This window comes from Chitinophagales bacterium (assembly GCA_017303835.1).
In the GTDB taxonomy this organism is placed as follows: Bacteria; Bacteroidota; Bacteroidia; order Chitinophagales; family Chitinophagaceae; genus JAFLBI01.
In genome coordinates this window covers 1,860,879-1,883,627 of sequence record JAFLBI010000001.1, presented here as the reverse complement: position 1 = coordinate 1,883,627, position 22,749 = coordinate 1,860,879, and the positions used below count along the sequence as shown (strand labels likewise).

The 22,749-nt window shown below is 43.1% G+C and carries 23 protein-coding genes; 11 read left to right on the top strand and 12 right to left on the bottom strand.

Annotated features, from left to right (window positions below; all coding sequences use genetic code 11):
- Positions 1-85: 85 nt before the first annotated feature.
- From J0L83_08640 to J0L83_08630, 3 genes are all read left to right on the top strand, one after another.
- Positions 86-1,057 (top strand): peptidoglycan DD-metalloendopeptidase family protein, encoded by a 972-nt coding sequence (locus tag J0L83_08640; GenBank protein ID MBN8664626.1) that lies wholly within the window; start codon positions 86-88, stop codon positions 1,055-1,057.
- Positions 1,058-1,145: 88 nt separating this feature from the next.
- The gene (locus tag J0L83_08635) at positions 1,146-1,334 is read left to right on the top strand and encodes a hypothetical protein (GenBank protein ID MBN8664625.1); all 189 of its coding nucleotides are present in this window, start codon (positions 1,146-1,148) and stop codon (positions 1,332-1,334) included.
- 95 nt (positions 1,335-1,429) lie between these two features.
- A complete protein-coding gene (locus J0L83_08630) occupies positions 1,430-1,825 on the top strand; it encodes a hypothetical protein (GenBank protein MBN8664624.1) in 396 nt (131 codons plus the stop codon).
- A gap of 49 nt (positions 1,826-1,874) precedes the next feature.
- Here J0L83_08630 and J0L83_08625 read toward each other — a convergent pair whose 3' ends face one another.
- From J0L83_08625 to mnmD, 3 genes are read right to left on the bottom strand one after another with little or no spacing between them, the layout of a single operon-like run.
- Positions 1,875-2,786, bottom strand: coding sequence for a prohibitin family protein (locus tag J0L83_08625; protein ID MBN8664623.1), 912 nt, complete (start codon positions 2,784-2,786; stop codon positions 1,875-1,877).
- Between the two features lie 52 nt (positions 2,787-2,838).
- The gene (locus tag J0L83_08620) at positions 2,839-3,264 is read right to left on the bottom strand and encodes a DUF4440 domain-containing protein (protein MBN8664622.1); all 426 of its coding nucleotides are present in this window, start codon (positions 3,262-3,264) and stop codon (positions 2,839-2,841) included.
- A gap of 17 nt (positions 3,265-3,281) precedes the next feature.
- Positions 3,282-3,935 carry a tRNA (5-methylaminomethyl-2-thiouridine)(34)-methyltransferase MnmD gene (mnmD, locus tag J0L83_08615; protein ID MBN8664621.1) on the bottom strand — a complete coding sequence of 218 codons (654 nt, stop codon included), beginning with the start codon at positions 3,933-3,935 and terminating at the stop codon, positions 3,282-3,284.
- Between the two features lie 26 nt (positions 3,936-3,961).
- On the opposite strand from mnmD, the gene J0L83_08610 reads away from it, so the two are divergent.
- Entirely contained in the window at positions 3,962-4,558 is a 597-nt protein-coding gene (locus J0L83_08610) for a DNA-3-methyladenine glycosylase 2 family protein (GenBank protein MBN8664620.1), read from the top strand.
- Between the two features lie 5 nt (positions 4,559-4,563).
- Here the strand turns inward: J0L83_08610 and J0L83_08605 are convergent, their stop codons facing one another.
- Together J0L83_08605 and J0L83_08600 are read right to left on the bottom strand one after the other, a co-directional pair.
- On the bottom strand, positions 4,564-5,100 hold the full coding sequence (locus J0L83_08605; GenBank protein ID MBN8664619.1) for a response regulator transcription factor: 537 nt from the start codon (positions 5,098-5,100) through the stop codon (positions 4,564-4,566).
- 173 nt (positions 5,101-5,273) lie between these two features.
- On the bottom strand, positions 5,274-7,436 hold the full coding sequence (locus J0L83_08600; protein ID MBN8664618.1) for a S46 family peptidase: 2,163 nt from the start codon (positions 7,434-7,436) through the stop codon (positions 5,274-5,276).
- A gap of 117 nt (positions 7,437-7,553) precedes the next feature.
- Between J0L83_08600 and J0L83_08595 the strand changes: the two genes are divergently transcribed.
- From J0L83_08595 to J0L83_08575, 5 genes are read left to right on the top strand one after another with little or no spacing between them, the layout of a single operon-like run.
- Positions 7,554-8,615: a glycoside hydrolase family 18 protein gene (locus J0L83_08595; protein MBN8664617.1), complete on the top strand. Its 1,062-nt coding sequence runs from the start codon at positions 7,554-7,556 to the stop codon at positions 8,613-8,615.
- A gap of 10 nt (positions 8,616-8,625) precedes the next feature.
- The gene (locus J0L83_08590) at positions 8,626-8,943 is read left to right on the top strand and encodes a heavy metal-binding domain-containing protein (protein ID MBN8664616.1); all 318 of its coding nucleotides are present in this window, start codon (positions 8,626-8,628) and stop codon (positions 8,941-8,943) included.
- 50 nt (positions 8,944-8,993) lie between these two features.
- Entirely contained in the window at positions 8,994-9,539 is a 546-nt protein-coding gene (locus J0L83_08585) for an RNA polymerase sigma factor (protein MBN8664615.1), read from the top strand.
- 40 nt (positions 9,540-9,579) lie between these two features.
- Positions 9,580-10,266, top strand: coding sequence for a hypothetical protein (locus tag J0L83_08580; GenBank protein ID MBN8664614.1), 687 nt, complete (start codon positions 9,580-9,582; stop codon positions 10,264-10,266).
- Positions 10,267-10,276: 10 nt separating this feature from the next.
- Positions 10,277-10,729 carry a hypothetical protein gene (locus J0L83_08575; GenBank protein MBN8664613.1) on the top strand — a complete coding sequence of 151 codons (453 nt, stop codon included), beginning with the start codon at positions 10,277-10,279 and terminating at the stop codon, positions 10,727-10,729.
- A gap of 56 nt (positions 10,730-10,785) precedes the next feature.
- Here the strand turns inward: J0L83_08575 and J0L83_08570 are convergent, their stop codons facing one another.
- From J0L83_08570 to purD, 7 genes are all read right to left on the bottom strand, one after another.
- Positions 10,786-11,532, bottom strand: coding sequence for an MBL fold metallo-hydrolase (locus tag J0L83_08570; protein MBN8664612.1), 747 nt, complete (start codon positions 11,530-11,532; stop codon positions 10,786-10,788).
- Positions 11,533-11,559: 27 nt separating this feature from the next.
- The gene (locus tag J0L83_08565) at positions 11,560-12,897 is read right to left on the bottom strand and encodes a rod shape-determining protein RodA (GenBank protein MBN8664611.1); all 1,338 of its coding nucleotides are present in this window, start codon (positions 12,895-12,897) and stop codon (positions 11,560-11,562) included.
- Entirely contained in the window at positions 12,894-14,990 is a 2,097-nt protein-coding gene (gene mrdA / locus J0L83_08560) for a penicillin-binding protein 2 (GenBank protein MBN8664610.1), read from the bottom strand. The genes J0L83_08565 and mrdA overlap by 4 nt, the downstream gene beginning before the upstream one ends.
- Positions 14,991-15,096: 106 nt before the next feature.
- Positions 15,097-15,630, bottom strand: a complete 534-nt coding sequence (locus J0L83_08555; GenBank protein ID MBN8664609.1) for a rod shape-determining protein MreD — start codon at positions 15,628-15,630, stop codon at positions 15,097-15,099.
- Positions 15,627-16,478, bottom strand: a complete 852-nt coding sequence (mreC, locus tag J0L83_08550; GenBank protein ID MBN8664608.1) for a rod shape-determining protein MreC — start codon at positions 16,476-16,478, stop codon at positions 15,627-15,629. Before mreC ends, J0L83_08555 begins: the two co-directional genes overlap by 4 nt.
- A 43-nt stretch (positions 16,479-16,521) precedes the next feature.
- Positions 16,522-17,547, bottom strand: coding sequence for a rod shape-determining protein (locus J0L83_08545; protein MBN8664607.1), 1,026 nt, complete (start codon positions 17,545-17,547; stop codon positions 16,522-16,524).
- A 184-nt stretch (positions 17,548-17,731) separates the two neighbouring features.
- The gene (gene purD / locus J0L83_08540; GenBank protein MBN8664606.1) at positions 17,732-19,009 is read right to left on the bottom strand and encodes a phosphoribosylamine--glycine ligase; all 1,278 of its coding nucleotides are present in this window, start codon (positions 19,007-19,009) and stop codon (positions 17,732-17,734) included.
- Between the two features lie 107 nt (positions 19,010-19,116).
- On the opposite strand from purD, the gene J0L83_08535 reads away from it, so the two are divergent.
- Both J0L83_08535 and J0L83_08530 read left to right on the top strand, forming a co-directional pair.
- Complete coding sequence (locus tag J0L83_08535) at positions 19,117-20,616, top strand: peptide MFS transporter (protein ID MBN8664605.1); 1,500 nt, start codon at positions 19,117-19,119, stop codon at positions 20,614-20,616.
- An 86-nt stretch (positions 20,617-20,702) separates the two neighbouring features.
- On the top strand, positions 20,703-22,745 hold the full coding sequence (locus J0L83_08530) for an OPT/YSL family transporter (GenBank protein ID MBN8664604.1): 2,043 nt from the start codon (positions 20,703-20,705) through the stop codon (positions 22,743-22,745).
- The last annotated feature ends 4 nt before the right edge of the window (positions 22,746-22,749 follow it).

Sequence of the window (22,749 nt, the reverse complement as noted above, 5' to 3'; positions counted from 1 at the left end):
ATCAGTTATCTTTGAACCTCCCCTGTAAAGTGGCGCAAAGGTAAGGAATCAGCTACGGCCAAGGGGTAAACCTGGCTCGAATCTTATGCGGCGAATCAAATATTATTATAACCCACACTCCATGCGCTTCGAGAAGCTGGAAACCCCGCTTCGGGTGCGCCTGCTGCAGTTGTTTGGGTTTATTGCCGCTTCCATTGTTACAGGTATTATCATCGTACTAATTGCTTTCCGCTACATAGATTCTCCCAAGGAAAAATTGCTGAGGCAGGAAAATGAAGACCTGAAGGAAAATTATGCGGTTTTAATGGAGCGTGCCAAACAACTGGAATTGCAAATGGATGAGTTGGAGAATCGTGATAACAGTGTCTATCGCTCCATTTTTGAAGCAGACCCCATACCTGATAGCGCCCGCGTTAAGGAAATTGAGAAGAAGAAAGAGGTGAAGTTGGTGCAGTCTATGGGTGAAACAGAATTGGTCAAGAGCATGACTGCACAGCTGAATGAGCTGAGTATGCGTGTGTCTTACCAAACCAAGAGTTATGTAGAGATAGAGGATATGGTGCGCAACAAGGAAAAACTCTTAGCTGCCATCCCTGCTATTCAACCAGTAAGCAATCGTGATCTGAATAGAATTGCTTCCGGCTTCGGTTATCGTGTTGATCCGGTGTATAAGGATACCAGAATGCACAAGGGCTTGGATTTTACCGCGCCTATTGGTACACCTATATATGCCACCGCAGATGGCGTAGTGCGTGAATCTGGTTTCAATACGGGTGGTTATGGCATTAACGTAGTCATTTATCATGGCTATGGCTATGAAACATTGTATGCGCACATGGTGCGTACCAAGGCCAAAGTAGGGCAGCGGGTGAAAAGAGGCGAGGTAATAGGGTATGTGGGCAATAGTGGTAAGAGTACGGGCCCGCATTGCCATTATGAAGTGCATAGAAATGGTGTACCAGTTGATCCTGTCTATTATTTCTACAATGACCTCACACCGGCGCAGTTCGATAGATTGGTGAAATTGGCTAAAGCCAGCAACCAAAGCATGGATTAATGAACATTCCGTACGGTGTATTGTAATGCTTTAAATACTTTTTCTGGAACCCTGGGTACGTCAATATTTTATTCGCATCATCAATACGATGTCATTAGGCCTTTTGTGGATGGCCATTAACTCTACATGGGGTATCATGTTTGGGTATGCTTTTCCTGAAAGCAAGATTGGTCTCGGCCACATAGGGTTCTATGTTTTCTTCCTGCTTTCACTAGGAGCTTATCTCTGGTTTGTGATCCGTTTGTGGAGCAAACCGCTGAACCGAGATATGGAGTAACATTTTTATTTCCAGCCCGTTTAACCGAAAATACCCGCCTCGCGGTAGGTGCAAACCAATCGAAAGGCCTATTTTCATCAAGTAAAGCCGGCTGCATGCATCCATTGAAATTTAAAGCCAGAAATATTGTTGTTTTAGGTACGTTACTGATCTGGACTGTGAAGTTCATCATCAGGCCATTTGTGCATATTCCTACATTTTGGAAACCGGTTTTTGGAATTGCACCCAACTTACTGGGTTCATTTTTGCTCCCCTTTGGTGCCTGCTGGTTTTTTCAGCGCTTCTTTCGTTTAGAGACTAAACATGATTTAAATTTTACTTGCAGTTTTGGATTGCTGCTGGTCATCATTAATGAGTACTTGCAATTGATACCCATCTTTGGTAGAACATTTGATTATCTCGATATTTTGTTTTCAGTAGTAGGTGTTTTCTTCGGGCATGTTTATTTTAATTACCTGATGCGCCGCTATGTGTTCAAGACCTACCCATAAATAAAATAGTCCGCCAAAAGCGGACTATTCACAGAAGTTTGAATCAGGTTTATTTATTTGACTTACTGTCAATAATCACAGGTGTTTTGCTATTGCCCATGATCAAAACTTTTGCGTTTTGAGAAGTTGCGATTTCTTTTAAAGCCTTGATTTGTTCATATTCAATCTGCTTATCGGTTAAGCCGGTATTGATGATGCGCTGATAGTCGGCAATACCTTGCGCTTCCACGCGCTTACGTTCTGCTTCCTGCTTCTCTTTTTGCAGAACGAATTCCATTTTCTGTGCTTCTTGTTCTGCCTTGATTTTTTCTTCGATGGACTTCTTCACGTTTTCTGGAAGGGTAATATTTCTTACCAGCAATTGCTCCAGAATTAAGCCACGTTTTTTGAAGTCTTCTTCAATACTTTTGAAAATACGTGTTTGAAACTGGTCGCGCTTGTTTGAATACAAATCAATGGCGGTATAGTACACTGCGTTATCGCGAATTTTGGTTCTCGTTAGGGGGCGTACAATTTTGTCTTTATAATCAAGACCTGTTTCACGTACAATTCTTGGTGCTTCGGAGCCGGTAACACGATAAAGAACCGTTAGGTCTATCACTACTTCCAAACCATCAGAAGTGAGTACACGAATAGCGTCATCCCCAGACTGATTGCCTTCATCATGTACACCACTCATTGTATAATTCTGTGTTCTGATGTCAACAGAACGCACTGTAACGAGCGGGTTTACAAGATTTAAGCCGCTGGTGAGGATCTCATCTTTTACTTTACCAAACATTGACTGTACGCCTATTTCACCTGCATCAATTTGTTTGATACAAGAAGTAAGTACGCCAAGTATAATGATGATAAAAGAGCCAATCCGCAACCCATTAGCCAGCTTGCGAAATTCTTCCCTTGTCTTTGAAATGGCGCCTGCTACAACCAGCAACAGAATGCCCAAAATCATGAGTATCATAGTTCAGTCAATTTTGTACAAGATTGGTAGTTGATTTCATGAAAACATTACATCAACTGCTGTGGTCTGCCACAATAAACCACTGTCCTTTTATCTTTTTCAGAATAAGGGTATAGTGTCCACTCAGGTTACCGATACTTCTTGTGAGCATCCATTTGCCCACCACAAAAAAATGATCAGCCGACAGGCGCTGCACTTTTTTGATGTCAAAGCTGAGCTTGCCCATGGCTGCAGTATCGGGATAGCCTTTTTTATAATTATTCAGGGTCTGTTGCCAGCCATAGGTAAGTCCCGACTTACCAATAAACATGAGACTATCGCTTTCCCAATAGCCTTTCATGAAATTGGTTAGGTCGCCCTGATTCCAGGCTTTGGTTTGAGCATTCAGCAGGTTTCTGATGGTGGTTTCGTCAGAGTCTTTTTGTGCAAAAGCTGTAGTGCAGATCAGCAGCGATGCATAGAGTATGGCTGATTTCATTCCCCAATGTACTGCAATCAAGTCGTTTTATGGGCACGCACCATTTCTCTTTTACCGGGAGGACCGGGAATTTTTTTTACTGTCCAGCCGGCTGCTTGCATAGCGCGGCGTACATCCCCTTTGCTGCAATAGGTAACGAGTATGCCACCCGGTGCAGTCAGATGATAGAGTTTTGCGAAAACGGATTCAGTCCATAACTCAGGCTGTGCACTAGGTGCAAATGCATCATAGTAGATCAGTTCTACCTGCTCATTGATGCTGCAGTTTTCTAATCCAGTGAGTAGTTTACACAAAGTAAAATTCTTTGTGATAGCTGTTGGTTGATTCCAAGGTGCTTGATGCAATTGCTGTAGTATAACTTGATTAGGATAGTTTAAGCTTGTGTACTCTGCAATACTGAGTGGATAAGCTTCTGCGCTATAGTAATCAATGCTGATATCCTTTGTCTGAATATATTCTGCAGTTAGCAATGCATTTAAACCGGTGCCAAAACCCATTTCAAAAATGCGGATATGCTTGTGCTTCTGTTTTATTTTCCATTCTAATCCTGCCTGAATGAATACATGATTGCTTTCTTGTACAGCACCGTGTTTGCTGTGATAGGTTACCTGCATGGCAGGGATGGCAATGGTGGATGAGCCATCAGCAGTTATTTGTACTTGTCTTTCCACTTGTGCAAATTACTTACCTTAACCCAATGAGTTATGTATTGCATCTGCAAAAAGATAAAAAGCTCGCCAAAGTTTTGGGTGAGCAAGTGTTTTCATTGAAGCGTAGAAAAAATATTCCTGTTCGACTAATGGCCAGTATTATGAGTCAGCAGCTAAGTACCAAAGTGGCTGCGGTAATTTATCAGCGTTTTCTGGCTTTGTATAATGGTAAGGAACCAAAGGCGGAAGCAGTGTTAGCAACGCCAGATGCTACATTGCGTAGCATCGGTTTAAGCAATGCAAAAGTGCAGTACGTAAAAAACGTGGCAGCATTTTGTTTGGAGCATACTATTACAGACAGTAAACTGATGAAACTGGATGATGAAGCTGTTATTGCGCTGCTTTCGCAGATCAAGGGTGTGGGTAGGTGGACGGTAGAGATGCTACTGATGTTTAGCTTGGGCAGAGAAGATGTGTTTGCTGTAGATGATCTCGGTATTCAGCAGGCGATGATCAAGTGTTATAAATTGCAAACAGAGGACAAAAAGCAGCTTAAGTTAGCAATGCAGAAAATCGCGCGTAAGTGGTCGCCTTACCGAACATATGCATGCCTGCATTTATGGGCATGGAAAGACGATGCTTGATCGCCTTATTTAAAGAGTTTCTTGAAAAGACCTATAATACCTGTTTCGGTTTTTGACGCTACGGATTGTTGCTCTTGTTCTAGTATGTCTATTTTTTTCCACTGCGCAGGTGCACCGTTTTCTTTTACATACTGTTCCATTTCTCCAGCAAAGCAGGGGTCAGTATAGATTTCATTGGATTCAATTGTCTGGATGGCTTCTGTGATACATTCGCTCAGCGAGCTTTTCCAGATAAATCCTTTTGCTCCGGCACGCATCATTCTGACCACATGGTTAAAATCATTGGAGACAGACATGCCGATTACTTTGGCGTTGGCAATCTTTTGTGATAAGTAAGATGTTGTGGCTACACCATCCATTTCTGGCATATGTACATCCATGATTACAAAAGGAGCATACTCTTTTTGCGCTTCAACAGCTTCAATCAATTGTTTACCATTAGACGCTTCAGCAATAACCCTATAACCCGGAATACTACTTAAGTAGTCGGCTAACGAGGATCGAAATTTTTGATGGTCGTCTGCAATTATCAGGTTTATCATACACATTGGTTTGTGTGCAGGCGAACATTGGGGTAATTCAAATTTACTATTATTTTAATGAGATGATTTATAGAATATGTATAATTATTCTAGCAAAGGCGTTAAAACATGCGCTTTTTAATAAAAAACCCGATGCTTTCACATCGGGTTTTAACAAATAGAAGGATGTTGCTTTATTTAACGAGCTTCAGTTCGTCTACAATGTGTTTAGCGCCACCCAGTTTTTCAATACACCAGAGCACATAACGAACGTCCACACAAATGGTACGGTTTAGGTCTTTGTCGAAAGCCAGTTTATGGCTCAGTGCTTCATAATTGCCATCAAATGCCAAACCTAAGAGGTTACCGTTAGCGTCTATAACAGGGCTACCAGAGTTACCGCCGGTAATATCATTGGTGGTTATAAAGCTTACGACTACGTCTTTGTATACTGGATCAGCATACTGGCCATAGTCTTTGTTCTTCCAGAGATCAATGAATTTTGCAGGTAGATCAAATTCATAGTCGCCTGGCTTGTACTTCGCCATTACGCCATTCATGGTGCAGACAAAATCATACTTCACAGCATCTCTTGGCTGGTAGCTCTTGATATTACCATAAGAAATACGCATGGTGAAATTGGCATCGGGATACATCATTTTTACTTTGTCTGGATTCATTTCCATGATGCCCTTCATATACAATCTGCCCAGATCGTTGTTCTTGGCTGAGAAAGTAGCAAATTTTGCAGCATACTTGTTGTTGAAATTTTTGATAAATGCACTTACTACTTTATATGCAGGGTCATTCATCAAAGCATCCAAATTGGGTTTGGCCATGAAGGCTGCCCATTTGCTGTTATCTGTCATCATGCTATTGCTGAATACATCGGCAGCAAAAGCTTTATAAGGGCTTGCTTCAATGCTGTTAAACTGTTTGAATAGATTATCATAGAACCCTTCAGGATGTTGGCTCTTGTCGATATCACTGTAGAACATCATCACCGCTGCTGCAAGGATATTTTGGTCAGCTTTCAGGTTGTTATTCGCCAGATAATTCTTTCTGCCGGCATCGGCAGCTTTTACCATACGCTCTACTTCTTCTGGCTTATAATCTTTGCGTTTCAGTAATGCTTCAAGATTTTGCCATGCTGCAGCAGCACCAATGAGTCTGCATCCGGTAATACCTTCAATCATGTATTGTCTGTGGGCAGCATAAGGGCGCCATTCCTGATAGTTCTTTTCATAATCAGCGAAAATATTTTCATATTCAGGTTTGCCCTTGGCCCAGCTGATGAATGCAGCTTCTGCTTTTTGTTTCTCACCATAAGTGTCAAACTTTAGCAACTGCTTGGTTTCACCATCATAAAACTTCCAATAGTTAGCAATGCTGGCATATTCAGAAGCGAGTTGCAGTTTGGTAGCTTCACTTTTCTTCATTTCCTCAAACATGTATTTGAGGCGCATATCGCGGAGCTTCACCAAAGTAGGGTTGTTGATATCTGTACTCAGCTTTACACCAAAAGAGGTTTCATAACGGTTGGTGCTACCGGGGTAACCAAAGATCATTGAGTAATCACCATCCTTGAACCCCTTGATGCTGACTGGAAGAAAATGCTTGGGCTTGAAGGGCACATTGTCTGCGTTATAGTTAGCAGGTTTACCATCCTTACTCATGTACACGCGGAATACAGAGAAATCGCCTGTATGTCTGGGCCATTCCCAGTTGTCGGTATCACCGCCAAACTTACCAATGCTTTCTGGAGGTGTGCCAACTAGACGAACATCCTTATAAACATCATACACAAACAGGAAGTACTGATTGCCCTTGAACATGCTTGCTACAACAGCATTCTTAAATTCGTCACCACCGGTTGCGGCTTTCACCAGTTCAGCAGTGATGGCCTGCAGTTTTTGTCCGCGTTCAGCACCATTTGCATTACCCAAAGCAGGAAGTACTTTATCGGTAACGTCTTCAATTCTATTCAGGAAGCTTACACTCAGATTCTTAGAAGCAATCTCTTTGGTTTTATCGCTGGCCCAGAAACCATCACGCAGGTAATTGGCTTCAACAGTTGATGCAGCTGCAATAGCACCATAACCGCAGTGGTGATTGGTAAAGAGTAAACCTTGGTCACTCACAATTTCACCGGTACAACCACCACCGAAAATAACGATGGCATCCTTGATAGAAGCTTTGTTGATACTGTACAATTGCTCAGGCTTCAGCTTCAGACCTCTCTTCAGCATGTCTTTATACACTTGATCGCCCAGCAAGAGGGGCAGCCACATACCTTCATCAGCATAGCTGCGGAAAAGCGTTAGCACGAATACAAACGAAACCAATAGTTTTTTCATATCGCAAATTTTATGAGGAACAAACCTACAGATTAAGCTTCTACAAAAAGCCAACCAAAGTCATGAAAAATAGCCACTTTTTATAGCTGTTCAGGGCTTATGGCTTACATTTAAACTATGAGTCTCCGATTGACTAGTGCATGGTTGCTGACTGCCATGCTGCTATTGGCATCTGCCTGTAAAAAAAGCAATAACCAGCCTACGCCACCCAGTGGTGGTGGTAATACCACCATAAGCGCACCTCCCTCTTTGGGATTTTATGTGGTGGGGTATTTTCCTTCATACAGAGATCCTGCTGCAGTACCTGATCAGAAATTCCGGATGTGCAATGTGATCAACTACGCGTTTGGGAATATTACGCTGAGTGGATCGCTGTCCATAGCATCACCGGGAACATTCAGTTCCGTTATTTCAAAAGCTAAGGCCAATGCAGTAAAGATTTTCTTAAGTATATCCGGTAATGCAGCCGATTTTAAAAACATGGCTTCCGGTGCATCCGGGCGTAACAGTTTTGTGCGTGAGATTATGCAGGCATTAAGGACGTATCAATTAGATGGAGTGGATATTGATTGGGAATATCCCAGAACCGATGATGGTACAGATCTAACCTACACTGCTTTCATGAAAGAACTCAGTGATAGTTGTCATACCAATGCACGTTACTACCTGAGCACAGCCATCACATCCGGTAAGTATGCCGGTGCGGTAAGGGATGCTATTCGTAATGAATTGTGGACAGGTAGTTATGTTGACTTCTTCAATATCATGGCCTATGATGATTTCAGTACAACGCTTGCATACAAACATCATAGTGATCTTGCTTTGGCGCAGACTTCTATCAATTACTGGGTTACAACAAGGGGTATGCCGGCTAATAAAGCTGTTTTGGGTATTCCTGCCTATGGCAGACCTAGTGGTATTACGCAAACAGGAACGGTATTGTCTTATTCAGCCATACTGGCGCAGGGTGGTAGCCCCTTGTCTGATTCAGCAAGGGTGAGTGTTACAGGTTTCAGTAATTACATGATCTATTATAACGGTACAGTTACGGCTAAACGCAAAGCCATGCTGGCCAAAACACAGGCTAGCGGTGTGATGTTATGGGAAAAAGGACAGGATGTGCACGATGCTTCGTCTGTTTTGAAAGCAATTTGTGATACCTTAGGAAGAACTTATTAAAATCAGTCATATGATCTTATCTACAACGAATACCATCGAAGGAAGACCCATTCAATCTTACAAGGGAATTGTTACAGCTGAAGCCATCATTGGTGCCAATCTGTTTAAAGATTTGTTTGCCGGCATACGCGATATTGTTGGTGGCAGAAGCGGCACTTATGAGAGAGTGATTGAAGAAGCTCGTCAGCATGCGATGAATGAATTGCAACAAAAAGCAGCTGCTTTAGGTGCGAATGCCGTAGTTGGTATCGATCTGGATTTTGAAACCATTGGTGCCAATGGAAGTATGCTGATGGTTGTTGCAACAGGTACAGCAGTTTCACTTTGATGATTAAACTATTCTAACAGATTTACATCTAAGCGATACAAATACCCTGCATGCATACGGAAGACCGTGCATTATTGCAACAATTCAAAGTGGCTCAAACCAAGGAGCGGGCTTTTACCGACCTGATGAAAAAATATCAGGAAAGGTTATACTGGCATATCCGCCGATTGGTAGTGGAGCATGAAGATGCCAATGACGTGTTGCAGAATATGTTCATCAAGGTCTGGAATGGTCTGGAGAATTTCAGGGAGGACAGCCAGTTATATACTTGGTTGTACCGGATTGCCACCAATGAGTGCTTGAGTTTTCTGGAGCAACAGAAAAAGAGAAGTGCCATCAGTTTTGAGGATATTCAGGAAGGATTAAGTGAGCAGGTAAAGGCTGCAGAGAATTTTGATGCCAATAAACTGGAATGGAAACTACAGCTGGCCATTCAGCAATTGCCTGAAAAACAGAGAGTTGTGTTTACACTAAGGTATTATGATGAAATGCCTTACGAAGAAATGAGCCGGGTATTAGAAACTAGTGAGGGGGCTTTAAAAGCCAGTTACCACCACGCGGCCAAGAAAATAGAGGACTTTATCAAGAACCATTAAACGTTGAAACCCAAGTAGAGTCTTAGAATACACGAGCAAGATGCAGATTAATGCGACGATATTGAAAGAGTTACAGGAAATAGCCCCAAGCTTGATTGAGGTAAGAGGCGATATGCCTTATGCCCTGCCTCAGGGTTATTTCGATACATTGCCCGAAGCTGTTCTGGCTAAAATTCGCATAAATGCTGCTCAATCAAATACTTATGCAGTTCCTGAAGGGTATTTCAACAACCTGCCAAACCTGGTGATGGCCAAAATCAAAGCTGGTCAGCATGAAGTAAGTGCTGAGCTGAATGAAATTGCGCCATTGTTGAATACCATCAGTAAAGCACCGGTATATACAGTTCCTGAAGGCTATTTCAACCAGCTTTCAGCCCCTGTTCCAGCAGCGAAAGTGGTGAAAATGGGTAGCTCTAGACGCTGGATGCAGTTAGCGGTTGCGGCCGTAACCATGGGCGTATTGGTAACTGGTGCTTTCTTGTTCACTGATCAAAACCAGCAAATTTTGGATTACGAGCAGTATCAATCCATTGATGCTCAAGCTGCTGTAAAAGATATACCCGATGAAACCCTGATTAATTACCTGGAAGCCCATGCTTCTTTGAGTGGTTCTGATGTGGTAGAAGAAACTGGAAACGCTGAAAGCAATGATTTACAGCTGATTTCTGATGAGGAACTTAGTAATTTTGTGAACGACAACCCCGTTATTGATAAAAAGAAATCCTAAAACCCATAATATGAAAAAGATACTCCTAGTGTGGATGGTATGGGCGATGGGTATTACCCTTTCAACAGCACAGGATGCTAACCCACCCGGTGCAGGCCATTCCATAGAAGCCATTAAGATTGCATACATGACCAAGCAACTTGGTCTGAGCACAGAAGAAGCACAAAGATTCTGGCCCGTATACAACAAGTATATGGATGAAGTGAAGCGAGTACGCAGAGAAAACAGAACAGATGAATTGGCTTTCGAAGAAAAAGTGTTGAACGTAAGAAAACAATACCGTGGTGAGTTTGGTAAAGTGTTCAATGATGAAGCCAGAGCCAACAAAGTTTTTCAGTGCGATAAAAACTTTGGTATGATGATGCGCGAAGAGTGGCAGAAACGTCGCCAAATGCGCGATGCCATGGGTGGTCCTAATGGAGGCAGACCATTGCGTGGTGGTGGCAGACAAGGCGGTAACTAATCGCTATTCACAGAAAACTATATGCACATGTATAGGACCTTCCTTCGGGAAGGTTTTTATTTGTGGTATACTGGCGATTGGATATCGTGATAGAACAGAAATGTCCAATGCTGTTGGTTGCCTTTTTCCCACCATTCTTGTCTTAGCTCCATACATTTCTTGCCATTGAAATCGTATTTAGCAACAAACCTGCTTTTCATTTGCTGCAATTGTGGGGCATCATCACCACCAAAGAAAATAGTTGCGCCATCTTCTTCAATCCAGAATACCTGATGATATTGGCTATGCGCTTGTGTTAATTCGTAACGAATATATCCATCAATTGTACCGGCGTCTTCGTGTAACCAGATCACTTTGCTGAACTCATCCAGTAGTTCAAAATCTTTGGTGATATAAGAAGCGCTGCCAATTCCCATGGCATAATCAAATTCTCTTCGTTGTACAAAGTAGGTAGCGTAAGGAAAGCTAATGAAGTGTTCGCCTGTTTGTGCATCTGTGTAAGTGATACCACCTGCATGGTCTTTGTGTAGATGACTCATCAATACTTTTGTTACCTGTGCGGGATTGATACCTACTTTTTCCAAATTGTGGTAAATCTGTGGGCGGCCATCAGATAAATTATAGCCCAATCCTGTATCCAATAAAATCACATCTCTTTTGGTGATAACTAGAAAGGGCTGAATCTCTACAAGCAAACTGCCAATAGGCCGATCATTCAGTTGCTCCCTGCTGGTATCAAAGGGAACGAAGACCTTGGTTTTATCAATCGTAAATGAACCTTCAGACAGGGGAATGATTTGCATGGCGCGAATTTCAGCAGAAATCCGGAATCAACGCAAAACCATTTGCCTGTCGGCATCCAATCTTAACAAAATAAAGATGAGGATGGTGAAAGTGAGCAATGAACTACCGCCATAACTAATCAAAGGCAATGGAATACCGATGATGGGGAATAGACCGATGGTCATGCAGACATTCACTGCAATATGAAAGAAAAGAATACTGGCAACACTATAGGCATATACACGGCTGAATGTACTTCGCTGTCTTTCGGCTATGGTAATAATGCGCCAAAGGAGAAAAAAATAAATGCCTAGGAAAACAAAACTACCTACGAAGCCAAAGGCTTCGCCCAAGGAGGTGAAGATAAAATCCGTATCCTGAGCTGGCACATATTTGCCTCTGGTTTGGGTACCTTTTAAAAAGCCTCTGCCCAAAAATCCACCTGAGCCAATGGCAATCTTACTTTGCCGAACGTTATAGTCATCTGGTTTCTTAGCCGGTTTATCGGTTCGTTTAGCTGCATGCGCATTTTGTGTACAATCGTAATCTTTACCTACCATGCTGTAGATACGTGTGCTCTGATAGCATTGTAATACATTGTTGAAGATATAGGGTACAGCAAACCTTTGTACGCCTACGCATACAAACCACAAGGCCACAATTAATGCGAGTATGCGTTTGTTTCTGCGAATTTGTTTTCTTAAACCATACCACGACAAGACTGCAATACAGGTAAGGATGATTGCCAATGTGTTGGGTTCTAGTATCAGTGTTGCCACCACCAATGCACCGAAAGAAAAACCAATAACCAGTAGTGCGGGTGGCAGACCTTCCCTGTACATTACAATAAAAAAGCAAAAGTACACCAATGCCTGGCCTGTTTCATTCTGCAGAATGGATAGGGCTGCGGGTGCCAAAGCAATCGCGCCGCCAATGAGTTGAGAACGTAGCTTGGAAAAATCCGTTTCCTGTCTTGATAAAAACTTGGCCAATGCTAATGCTGCAAAGATCTTACACATTTCTGCAGGCTGTAGGTTAAAGCCACCAAAGAGTGGAATCCAACTTTTGGAACCGTTGATGTTTTTACCAATGACAAATGTGGCGAGCATCAGGAGGATGCCAAATGCATACATGAGGTTGGCAAAAGCAGTAAAGAGTTTACTATCTGTGAGAATGATAAATGTTGCCACTAAGGCACAAAAGCCGGCAAAAATGAGCTGCTTGCTATAATTGGTTTTGCCTCCGATAAAATCTTGTATCCAATCTGTACCCTGCCGATAATCTACCATAAAAATGGAAAGGATACCAATAACTACTAGAATTGCATACAGCCATACAACTGTAAAATCAATGCCTTGTGATATGCTGCGTTGTTGTTTGCTCATCTTCTGGTATTGGTCGTCGCTTTTTTAATGGCATTCTTTTTATCATCAGGCCTTAGCATAGGCGTCTGCTGTTTGGGCTTGGCAGTATCTTTTGTTGGTCCGTCTGTTCTGGTGCCTGTTTCTGGATCGAAGGTTACTTTACGGTCTTCCTGTTTGCTTTCTATCTGGGCACTCTCATCAATTGCTGCTTGTTGTTTAGCCAGTCGAATGGAATCTTTGCGTTGATACCATCTTTTAATAGCCACCGGTAAAAGATCTGCATTGCTGATACGGTCTACTTCTGCTAATCTTCTTTGTGATAAAGTATCGCGCAGGTATTTTTCAATCATTAGCGAAGCAATGGGTGCAGCCCACGTAGAACCGAAACCTGCATTCTCCACCACCACTGCAACAGCAATCTGAGGATTCTCTCTAGGCGCGAAGGCAACAAAGATGGAGTGATCCTTACCATGTGGGTTCTGAGCAGTACCGGTTTTCGCACACATATTAATGCCATCAATTCTGGCATTGGTAGCAGTACCACGTTCGGTTACATCCTGCATGGCGCGATGGATAATCTGGAATGTGGTATCGGGTATATGTGTTACTTCATGTTTATCGCGATACTTCTGCATCATGGCTTTGTCTTCCGCGGTTTCGCGTTCAATAGAGTCAACCAGATGCGGTGTGTAGAAATAACCTTTGTTTGCGATCACGCACATCATATTGGCTAATTGTAATGGTGTGGCCGTCATACGGTCCTGACCAATACCCAGTGTGAGGTTGAAACAGCTTCCCCATCTGTCATTACCAAAATCACGATTATATCTGCCAGTATCAGGAATACTACCTCTGTCTTCAGAAGGCAGGTCAATACCCAGTTTAACACCAAGACCAAAGGAGTTTACATACTCTTTCCATTTTAAGTAGCCAGCATGTTTGCCTTGCAATCTTGGATTGTCAATAGCCATGCGATAGATATGCGAGAAGTAAGAGTTGCAGGAATTGGCCAATGCATCACGCAGGTTAGATGCGTGACCAGCATTTTTGTGTGTACAGCCAACACGCACACTACCACAACCAAAATAGGCACCGCCACAACCCACACCGAAAGATGGGCCAATAATGCCTTCATCTAATGCAATGATGGCACCCATGGGTTTGAATGTGGAGCCGGGCGGATACTGTCCTTTAATAGCACGGTTATACAATGGCTTGGCAGTATCCAGGAACATACGGCTGAAATTTCTTCTGCGCGTACTACCGGTTAAGAGATTGGGGTCATAAGATGGCCCGGATGCCATCGCAATAATGCCACCTGTTTTTGGGTTGATGGCAACAGCACTACCAATTTTATTGGTGAGCATTTTCTCTGCCATCTGCTGTATCTCTACATCCATAGCTGTGTAGAGGTTACGGCCAGCAATTGCAGCAGTATCGAATAAGCCGTTCTCCCATGAGCCTTGAATACGGCCTTTGTTATCGCGGATGAAACGTTTGATACCTCTTTGTCCCATCAGCACTGATTCATACGTGCGTTCTAATCCCGCCAAGCCGGCATAATCACCCATTTCATAACCTTCATCGCGATGCTTTTTCAGGAAATTGGTATCTACTTCACCAATATAGCCCAGTACGTGTGCTGCAGTTCTGTATGGGTAAGAGCGAATTGAGCGCTCATTCAGTACAAAGCCTGGAAAACGGTACATATTTTCTGAAAGCTTGTAGTAGAGCTCGGGAGAGAGTAATGCTTCGAATACGCTAGGTCTTACATAAGAGTTTTTGAAGATCACATCGCGCATGCGCTTTTTGAATTCTGCGGTATCGATACCCAGAATCTGACAAAGGCCGAGTGTATCTGTTCCCTTCGCTTCAGAAGGAGTAACTACCAGATCATAGCTGATGGTATTTTCCAGTATGGCTTTTTTCTTGCGATCGAAAATGATACCTCGATCAGGGTAGATAACCTTTCGATAGAAGGCATTGTTGTCAGCAGCCAGTTTGTACTTGGTTGAAAAAATCTGCAGGTTGATCAGCTGCAGCACAATGATCACGAAAACAGATCCGAAGATGAGTCGGATCACCATACTTCTGCTTTGATTAAATGCCGGCATAACTGGAGTAAAAAAACGGTACGAATGCGGAGATTAGTCTACTAACGCAAAGATGTTGCATGTAGTGTGGTATTGCAGAAATGTTTTTTCTAAAAATGTGTAAAACCTAAGCGGCGTTGGTGCGGTACTTGGCTTTTCTGAAAAAGATCAGCTCAGACAGTAGAATCAGCAGTAAGCTGATCAGGGTAGTGCCGGTTACTTTTCCGAGGAAATACAGGAAGTCGCCAAACTGTAACCACTCTATCAGCACTAGGTAGAAGTGGTGAATGAAAGTGAGCAAGCCTGCATACAATGCATAGGGTGCCCATCCCATACTTTTAGGGCTAGGTTCGGCATAGCTCTGTTCCTTGCCTTCCTGTGGAATTAACAGGTTCAGCAAGAAGGGGCGGAGATAGGCAATCAAGGTGCAGGGCGCGGCATGCAATCCCGGAGTACCGGTAAAATAATCCAGTGTCATGCCAAAGGCGAAACTCAAAAGGAGTAGTCCGAATCTGCCCAAGGAATAAGGTAACCAGAGAATAAATAGGAAATAGAGGTAGGGAACAATGAACTGATGCAGGGGCGGTACTTCGTTGAGTACATATACCTGCAGGAAGATGAACAGGATGAAACGGATGATATTTTTCAGCAGACTGCTCATTGATTCTTTAGTTGTTGGTTTTCCAGTTCTGTTTGCTCATTGTAACGTTTGTTGGCAATGATATTCACGTACTGGATGCTGAAGAAGTTTGTCGCCGTTTTTACCTTGATTGTATAAAAATTGGTAGCCGGGTCAGAGTTTACTGCTGCTACAGTACCCACCATCAGGTGTGATGGATAGTTGGCCGAGTAGTTACTCGTTAACACCGTATCACCCTTCACCACTTTCGCGCTTCTGGGTATGCCTTTCAGGGTGAGGTAAGATGGATCGTTGCCATCCCATTCCACACTGCCGGTTACATTGTCTTTTTTAAGCATGGAGCTCACTTTGCTATTGCGGTTCAGTAAGCTCATCACTTTGGAATAGTTATCGCTTACGGCTACCACCACACCAACAATTCCTTGTGGTCCGGTAACGGCCATTCCTTTTTCTACACCTTGTTTGCTGCCCCTTTCCAAAGTAAGGTAGTTGGCAGGCAGGCTAACCGAATTACCCACTACATGGGCAGGCAGATAAGTGAATTTGCGGTAACGTGTGGTACTGTCGCGGTAGCTGGAGTCAGTTACCTGTGCAATGCTACTATCTGGCGCCTGAAAATTCTGTGCCAGCATATTGCGCAGGCGGGCGTTCTCTTCCGACAGCTGGCGATTGGTTTCTTTGAGGTTGAAGTAAGTGCTAACGCCGCTATACTGGCTATTGATTCTGCCGGTTACCTCATTGGCAGCCGTAGAGAAAAAGGCTTCGTGTGTACGGCTATAGGTGCTCAGTGTAACGATGCAGATTACCTGCAGCACTAAAAAGCTGAGGAAGATGAAGTAGCGACGTATGAACAGAAATATGTTCTTCACAGAGAGCCTTTATTCAACAGGCTGCGTAATGCAGCCTGTATGATTATTTCATGATGAAGGGGAATCGCTGATAGTTTTTCAGGGCAATACCGGTACCACGCACCACGCTTTTCAGCGGATCGTCTGCTACATGAACAGGCAATTTGATCTTGGCGCTCAGACGCTTATCCAAACCACGCAGCAGTGCACCACCACCGGTAAGGTATAAACCTCTGCGGTAAATATCGGCAGCCAGTTCAGGTGGCGTAGTTTCCAAAGCTTTCAGGATGGCTTCTTCAATTTTGAAGATGCTCTTATCCAGTGCTTCGGCGATTTCCTGGTAAGAAACCATGATCTGCTTAGGAATACCAGTAACCAAGTCGCGGCCATTTACAGGGATATCATCCGGCGGATTGTCCAGATCCTTCATGGCAGCACCTACGTGGATCTTGATCTGCTCGGCAGTTCTTTCACCAATCAGCAAGCTGTGATAGCGGCGGAGGGCTTCCATGATATCAGCAGTAAACTCGTCACCGGCAATACGGATACTCTGGTCGCACACAATACCTGCCAGGGCAATTACCGTAATACCGGTAGTACCACCACCGATATCGATGATCATGTTGCCCACGGGTTCTTCTACGTCGATACCGATACCCAAGGCAGCTGCCATAGGCTCGTGAATCATGTATACTTCCTTGGCGCCAGCCTGTTCAGCACTGTCGCGAACGGCACGTTTTTCTACTTCTGTAATTGAAGAGGGGATACAAATCACCATTCTCCAGCTGGGCGGGAAAAGGGGTTTCTTGGGGTAAACCATCTTGATCATTTCACGCAGCATTAGTTCGGCGGCGTTGAAATCAGCAATTACCCCGTCTTTCAGGGGGCGGATGGTGCGAATGCTTTCGTGGGTCTTTTCGTGCATCATCAAGGCCTTTTTACCCACGGCCAGCACTTCTTTAGGATTGTTACGGTTCAGGGCCACGATGGAAGGCTCGTTCACCACCACCTCTTCGTTGTGGATGATTAGGGTGTTAGCGGTGCCGAGATCAATCGCGATCTCCTGAGTGAAAAAATTAAATAAGCCCATGTATGTTTAATTAGATAGTTCTCAACTGTTGCCAGCAAAGGTGTGAGAAATAAATGATAATTACAAAGCCGAAACTATTGATTTTTCAGGCTTTGAGGCGAAATTAACAGCCGGACTTTCGGCTTTGGGAATACTTTTTTTGGCGATTCAGTCCCGATTGTATAAAAACAGCAGACTGGTATCGCTAGTCGGCAAATTCATAACCGATGTCTTTTCGGTAATACATGCCTTCAAATTGGATATTTTCCAGTGCTTTTGCGGATCTATTTACTGCATCAGAAATGCTGTTTCCTTTGCTGGTAACGGCAATTACTCTGCCACCATTTGTAACTAATGTATTTTCTTTTAATGCAGTGCCTGCATGAAATAAAATACTGCTGCCTGTATCACCAATCTGCATGGTTTTGCCTTTTGCATAATCGCCGGGATAACCACCACTTACGGCCATCACTGTTGCGAATGCACCTTCATGATAATTGATGTTTACATCAGCCAATGTGCCATTATCCATCGCTGCAAACATGCTGACCAAATCTGTTTGTAAACGCGGCATTACTACTTCTGTTTCAGGATCGCCCATGCGACAATTGTATTCAATCACAAATGGTTCGCCTTGCACATTCATCAATCCAAAAAACACAAAACCATTGTAGACCAAACCTTCTTTTGCAATACCATTGATGGTTGGCTGAATGATACGCGCTTCTACTTTTTGCATGAACACATGATCCATGAATGGTACAGGTGTTACACAACCCATGCCACCTGTATTCAATCCTGTATCGCCTTCACCAATGCGTTTGTAATCTTTTGCGTGACCGATGATTTGATAATCTACACCATTCGTTAACACAAACACACTCACCTCAATGCCAGTAAGGAATTGCTCAATCACCACTTTGCTACTTGCTACACCAAATTGTTGATGCAATATCATGTCTTCGAAACATTGCAATGCTGCATCATGTGTTTCTGCAATCACCACACCTTTACCTGCAGCTAAACCATCTGCTTTTAATACAACGGGTAAACTATGTTGTGCGATATACCTTTTGCCTTCTTCATAATTAGCAGCAGTAAACTCTGCATATGCTGCAGTAGGAATGCCATGTCTTTGCATGAATTGTTTGCTGAAAGCCTTACTGCCTTCTAGTTGTGCTGCATTCGCTGATGGACCAACCACAAAACCATTCCATGTACCAGTTGCTACATCCATCAAATAATCTGTAATGCCTTTTACCAGTGGTTCTTCAGGTCCTACAACCACTATGGAAATTTGTTTCTCTATGCAAAAAGCTTTTACTGCTGCAAAGTCGAGCATGTTCAAAGCAATATTGGTGCCCAATGTTGCAGTGCCGGGGTTGCCGGGTGCGATGTACAATTCATCACAATGATGGCTTTGTGTCATTTTCCATGCCAGTGCATGTTCTCTTCCGCCGGAACCAAGTAAAAGGATGTTCATGTGATTGGGATTGATTGCTGCGCGAAAGTAAAACGCAGCATTGGAATTGCTCGTATGGGATTAATCTTTATTTTGAGCCAGTTTTACCCTCAACGAAAAAATACCATATGACTTCAACCACTGCTCAAAAAGGGCATCCTAAAGGATTAGCGGTTTTATTTGCTACTGAAATGTGGGAGCGTTTTAACTACTATGGCATGCGTGCTATTCTGGTTTTGTTCATGACAAAAGCTTTATTATTTGATAAAGCATTCGCTTCTAATCTTTATGGCAGCTATACTGGTTTAGTATATTTAACACCATTACTCGGTGGTTATATTGCAGACCGTTACTGGGGTAACCAGCGATCCATCATTGTAGGTGGTATTGTGATGGCACTTGGTGAATTCTTATTATTCTTTTGTGCATCTACTTATCAATCTTCTCCTGATCTTTCTGCTGTATTGTTCTTCTCCGGTTTAGGTTTGATGATTACCGGTAATGGTTTCTTCAAACCGAACATCTCTTCCTTGGTAGGACAAATGTATCCACAAGGCGATAGAAGAATCGACTCAGCTTATACCATCTTCTACATGGGTATCAATGTGGGTGGAGCATTAGGTCCATTGGTGTGTGGCTTTGTTGGTGATACCGGTAATCCTGAAGATTTTAAGTGGGCGTTCTTAGCAGGCGGTATCGCTATGTTGTTAAGTGTGGTGATTCAAAAATTGTATCACCATAAATATGTATTAGATCCCAATCAACAAGTCTTGGGCTTAACGCCTGCAGGTGTTGCGCCAGCCTGGACAAAGCCTGTGAATATTGTTTTAGGTATGTTGGTATTGTCTGGCATCATGATTGGTGCACTCTACATGGATGCAAAAGTGGTAGGCTTTCTTACTTATGTGCTGATTGCTGCACCAGTCTTGATTGCATTCATCATCTTCTCAGATAAAGCTTTGAGTGCAATAGAAAAGCAGCGTGTGTGGGTAATCTTCATTGTATCATTCTTTGTGGTGTTTTTCTGGAGTGCATTTGAGCAAGCTGGTGCTTCGCTGACTTTCTTTGCTGAAGAACAAACAAATCGTGATCTTGGTTTCTACGTAGTGCCTGCGAGTTTCTTTCAGTCACTCAACTCTATTTATGTGGTAAGCTTCGCGCCGGTATTTGCCTGGTTGTGGATTAAGCTCGGTAAGCGCGAACCATCATCACCCACCAAAATGGCTTTGGGTTTATTCTTATTGGCATTAGGTTATTTGTGGATTGCATTTGGTGTGAAAGATGTACAGAGTGGTGTGAAAGTGAGCATGATTTGGTTGTTGGGTATGTATGCGCTGCACACTTGGGGTGAACTGTGTTTATCGCCCATCGGTTTGTCTTTAGTGAATAAACTCGCACCAATCAAGTTTGCTTCTTTATTGATGGCGGTATGGTTCTTGGCCAATGCTGCTGCGAATAAACTGGCCGGCGTGTTGAGTTCTTTATACCCTGATGGTAAGACAACCAATTTCATGGGATATGAGATGAATAATCTATACGATTTCTTCATGTTGTTTGTAGGTATGGCAGGTGTTGCAGCGGCTATTTTATTCTTCCTGACGAAGCGGTTGCAGAAAATGATGCATTAATCATCCAAATAATAATTTGAATAAAGGCAATGCAACAGCATTGCCTTTTGTTTTTCCTTAATTTAGACAATACCAAAACCCGCCATATGAGTGATCAGCAATTTCAGCCCTTTGTACCGGATAATGCCAACGTAAAAGAGTTTACAGTAAAAGCCATCGTGATGGGTGGCATCTTCGGTATCATCTTTGGTGCTGCAACCGTGTATCTGGCTTTGAAAGCCGGCTTAACCGTATCGGCATCTATTCCCATTGCGGTGATTGCGATTACGCTGGGTAGAAAATTTTTAGGTACAACAATTCTTGAGAATAATATCATTCAAACTACAGGTTCTGCAGGCGAGAGTATTGCAGCAGGTGTGGTGTTCACCCTGCCGGGATTCTTATTCCTTACTGAACCCAGCAGTGCGAATTTCTTCAATTACATGACCATCCTAACCCTGGCCATTTTTGGTGGTATTCTGGGTACACTGATGATGATTCCTTTGAGAAGATCCTTGATTGTAAAAGAACATGGTGTATTGCCCTATCCTGAAGGAACAGCTTGTGGCTCAGTATTGAAAGCCGGTGAGAAGGGCGGTGATTTTGCCAAGACTGCTTTTCAAGGCTTGGGTTTTGCATTTGTATATGCGTTTCTGCAAAAGATATTTCACCTGATTGCAGAAACACCTGCATTCATGACCAAGCAGGCGCAGAAATTTTATCCTTCAGCCAAAATCAGTGGTGAGATTACACCTGAGTATATGGGTGTGGGTTATATCATTGGTCCGAAAATTTCTGGCGTACTCGTAGCGGGTGGTGTATTGGCTTGGTTTGTGTTCATTCCATTATTAGCATCATTGGTGCCGGCAGATGTGATTGCTTTGCAATTAATCAAACTGGGTTATTTGGGTGGATTGGATAAACAGGGTGGCCCTGGTGGATGGGATCCGGTAACACATACATTCAGTGATTACTCTACTGCGATTTATCGTGCCTATATCAGACAAATTGGTGCAGGTGCAGTAGCGGCCGGTGGTTTCATCACTTTGTTTAAAACAATACCCACCATCATCTCTTCTTTCAAAGGCAGTATTGGTTCTTTAAAAGAAGGTAGTGGTTCAGCAAGTGTAGCCAGAACAGAAAGAGATTTATCTGTGAAGATTGTGGGTATCGGTAGTTTGGTGTTGATTTTATTGATGACTGTGTTGCCACAAGTGCCAGGCGATAGTATTCTCAGCAAATTGGTGTTGGGCATACTCGTAGTGGTATTTGGTGCATTCTTCGTTACGGTTTCTTCACGCATTGTTGGTTTGATTGGTTCCTCTAATAATCCTATCAGCGGTATGACCATCGCTACTTTGATGGGTACTTGTTTGATCTTTATTGCAGTGGGCTGGACGGGTAAAGTATATGAACCCATGGCACTCGTAGTAGGTGGTATGATTTGTATTGCTGCTGCCAACGCAGGTGCTACATCACAAGATTTGAAAACGGGTTATATCGTAGGAGCAACACCTAAGTATCAGCAGATTGCTTTATTTATTGGTGCCATTGTTTCTTCTATAGCTATTGGTGCAACCGTGAAAATTCTGGATACGCCATCACAAGAATTATTAGCACAGGGTATTCAACATGCGATTGGTACAGATAAATATCCTGCACCACAAGGAACCTTGATGGCTACTTTGGTAAAAGGAATTCTTTCTTTTAACCTCGATTGGCAATTTGTATTGGTAGGCGCTGCCATTGCCATCACTATGGAACTCTGCGGTATCAAAGCATTGAGTTTTGCAGTGGGTACCTATCTTCCTTTAAGTACCACACTCCCCATCTTTATTGGTGGTGCCATTAGAGGTATTGTAGATGGTAAGAAAAAGAAATCTGGTAAAGTTATGAGTGAAGAGGAAGAAGATCTGGGTAAGGGTAACTTGTTCGCCACCGGTTTAGTGGCAGGTGGTGCAGTTGCCGGTGTGATAGTCGCTTTCTTATCTGCCAATGATACCATCACCAATTTATTAAAGAAAGTAAATCTGGAACATGGATTGGTTGATTCATTAGGTGAGAACGGTTATTACTTATTAGGGGTAGGATTTTTTGCAATCATGGGTACAGTATTGTACCGTATTGCAATGAAGAAGCAGGAAGCATAAATTA

Coding starts and splice junctions, on each gene's coding strand:
- J0L83_08640 (MBN8664626.1), top strand. CDS start 86: ATGCGGCGAATCAAATATTATTATAACCCACACTCCATGCGCTTCGAG.
- J0L83_08635 (MBN8664625.1), top strand. CDS start 1,146: ATGTCATTAGGCCTTTTGTGGATGGCCATTAACTCTACATGGGGTATC.
- J0L83_08630 (MBN8664624.1), top strand. CDS start 1,430: ATGCATCCATTGAAATTTAAAGCCAGAAATATTGTTGTTTTAGGTACG.
- J0L83_08625 (MBN8664623.1), bottom strand. CDS start 2,786: ATGATACTCATGATTTTGGGCATTCTGTTGCTGGTTGTAGCAGGCGCC.
- J0L83_08620 (MBN8664622.1), bottom strand. CDS start 3,264: ATGAAATCAGCCATACTCTATGCATCGCTGCTGATCTGCACTACAGCT.
- J0L83_08610 (MBN8664620.1), top strand. CDS start 3,962: ATGAGTTATGTATTGCATCTGCAAAAAGATAAAAAGCTCGCCAAAGTT.
- J0L83_08605 (MBN8664619.1), bottom strand. CDS start 5,100: ATGATAAACCTGATAATTGCAGACGACCATCAAAAATTTCGATCCTCG.
- J0L83_08600 (MBN8664618.1), bottom strand. CDS start 7,436: ATGAAAAAACTATTGGTTTCGTTTGTATTCGTGCTAACGCTTTTCCGC.
- J0L83_08595 (MBN8664617.1), top strand. CDS start 7,554: ATGAGTCTCCGATTGACTAGTGCATGGTTGCTGACTGCCATGCTGCTA.
- J0L83_08590 (MBN8664616.1), top strand. CDS start 8,626: ATGATCTTATCTACAACGAATACCATCGAAGGAAGACCCATTCAATCT.
- J0L83_08585 (MBN8664615.1), top strand. CDS start 8,994: ATGCATACGGAAGACCGTGCATTATTGCAACAATTCAAAGTGGCTCAA.
- J0L83_08580 (MBN8664614.1), top strand. CDS start 9,580: ATGCAGATTAATGCGACGATATTGAAAGAGTTACAGGAAATAGCCCCA.
- J0L83_08575 (MBN8664613.1), top strand. CDS start 10,277: ATGAAAAAGATACTCCTAGTGTGGATGGTATGGGCGATGGGTATTACC.
- J0L83_08570 (MBN8664612.1), bottom strand. CDS start 11,532: ATGCAAATCATTCCCCTGTCTGAAGGTTCATTTACGATTGATAAAACC.
- J0L83_08565 (MBN8664611.1), bottom strand. CDS start 12,897: ATGAGCAAACAACAACGCAGCATATCACAAGGCATTGATTTTACAGTT.
- mrdA (MBN8664610.1), bottom strand. CDS start 14,990: ATGCCGGCATTTAATCAAAGCAGAAGTATGGTGATCCGACTCATCTTC.
- J0L83_08555 (MBN8664609.1), bottom strand. CDS start 15,630: ATGAGCAGTCTGCTGAAAAATATCATCCGTTTCATCCTGTTCATCTTC.
- J0L83_08545 (MBN8664607.1), bottom strand. CDS start 17,547: ATGGGCTTATTTAATTTTTTCACTCAGGAGATCGCGATTGATCTCGGC.
- purD (MBN8664606.1), bottom strand. CDS start 19,009: ATGAACATCCTTTTACTTGGTTCCGGCGGAAGAGAACATGCACTGGCA.
- J0L83_08535 (MBN8664605.1), top strand. CDS start 19,117: ATGACTTCAACCACTGCTCAAAAAGGGCATCCTAAAGGATTAGCGGTT.
- J0L83_08530 (MBN8664604.1), top strand. CDS start 20,703: ATGAGTGATCAGCAATTTCAGCCCTTTGTACCGGATAATGCCAACGTA.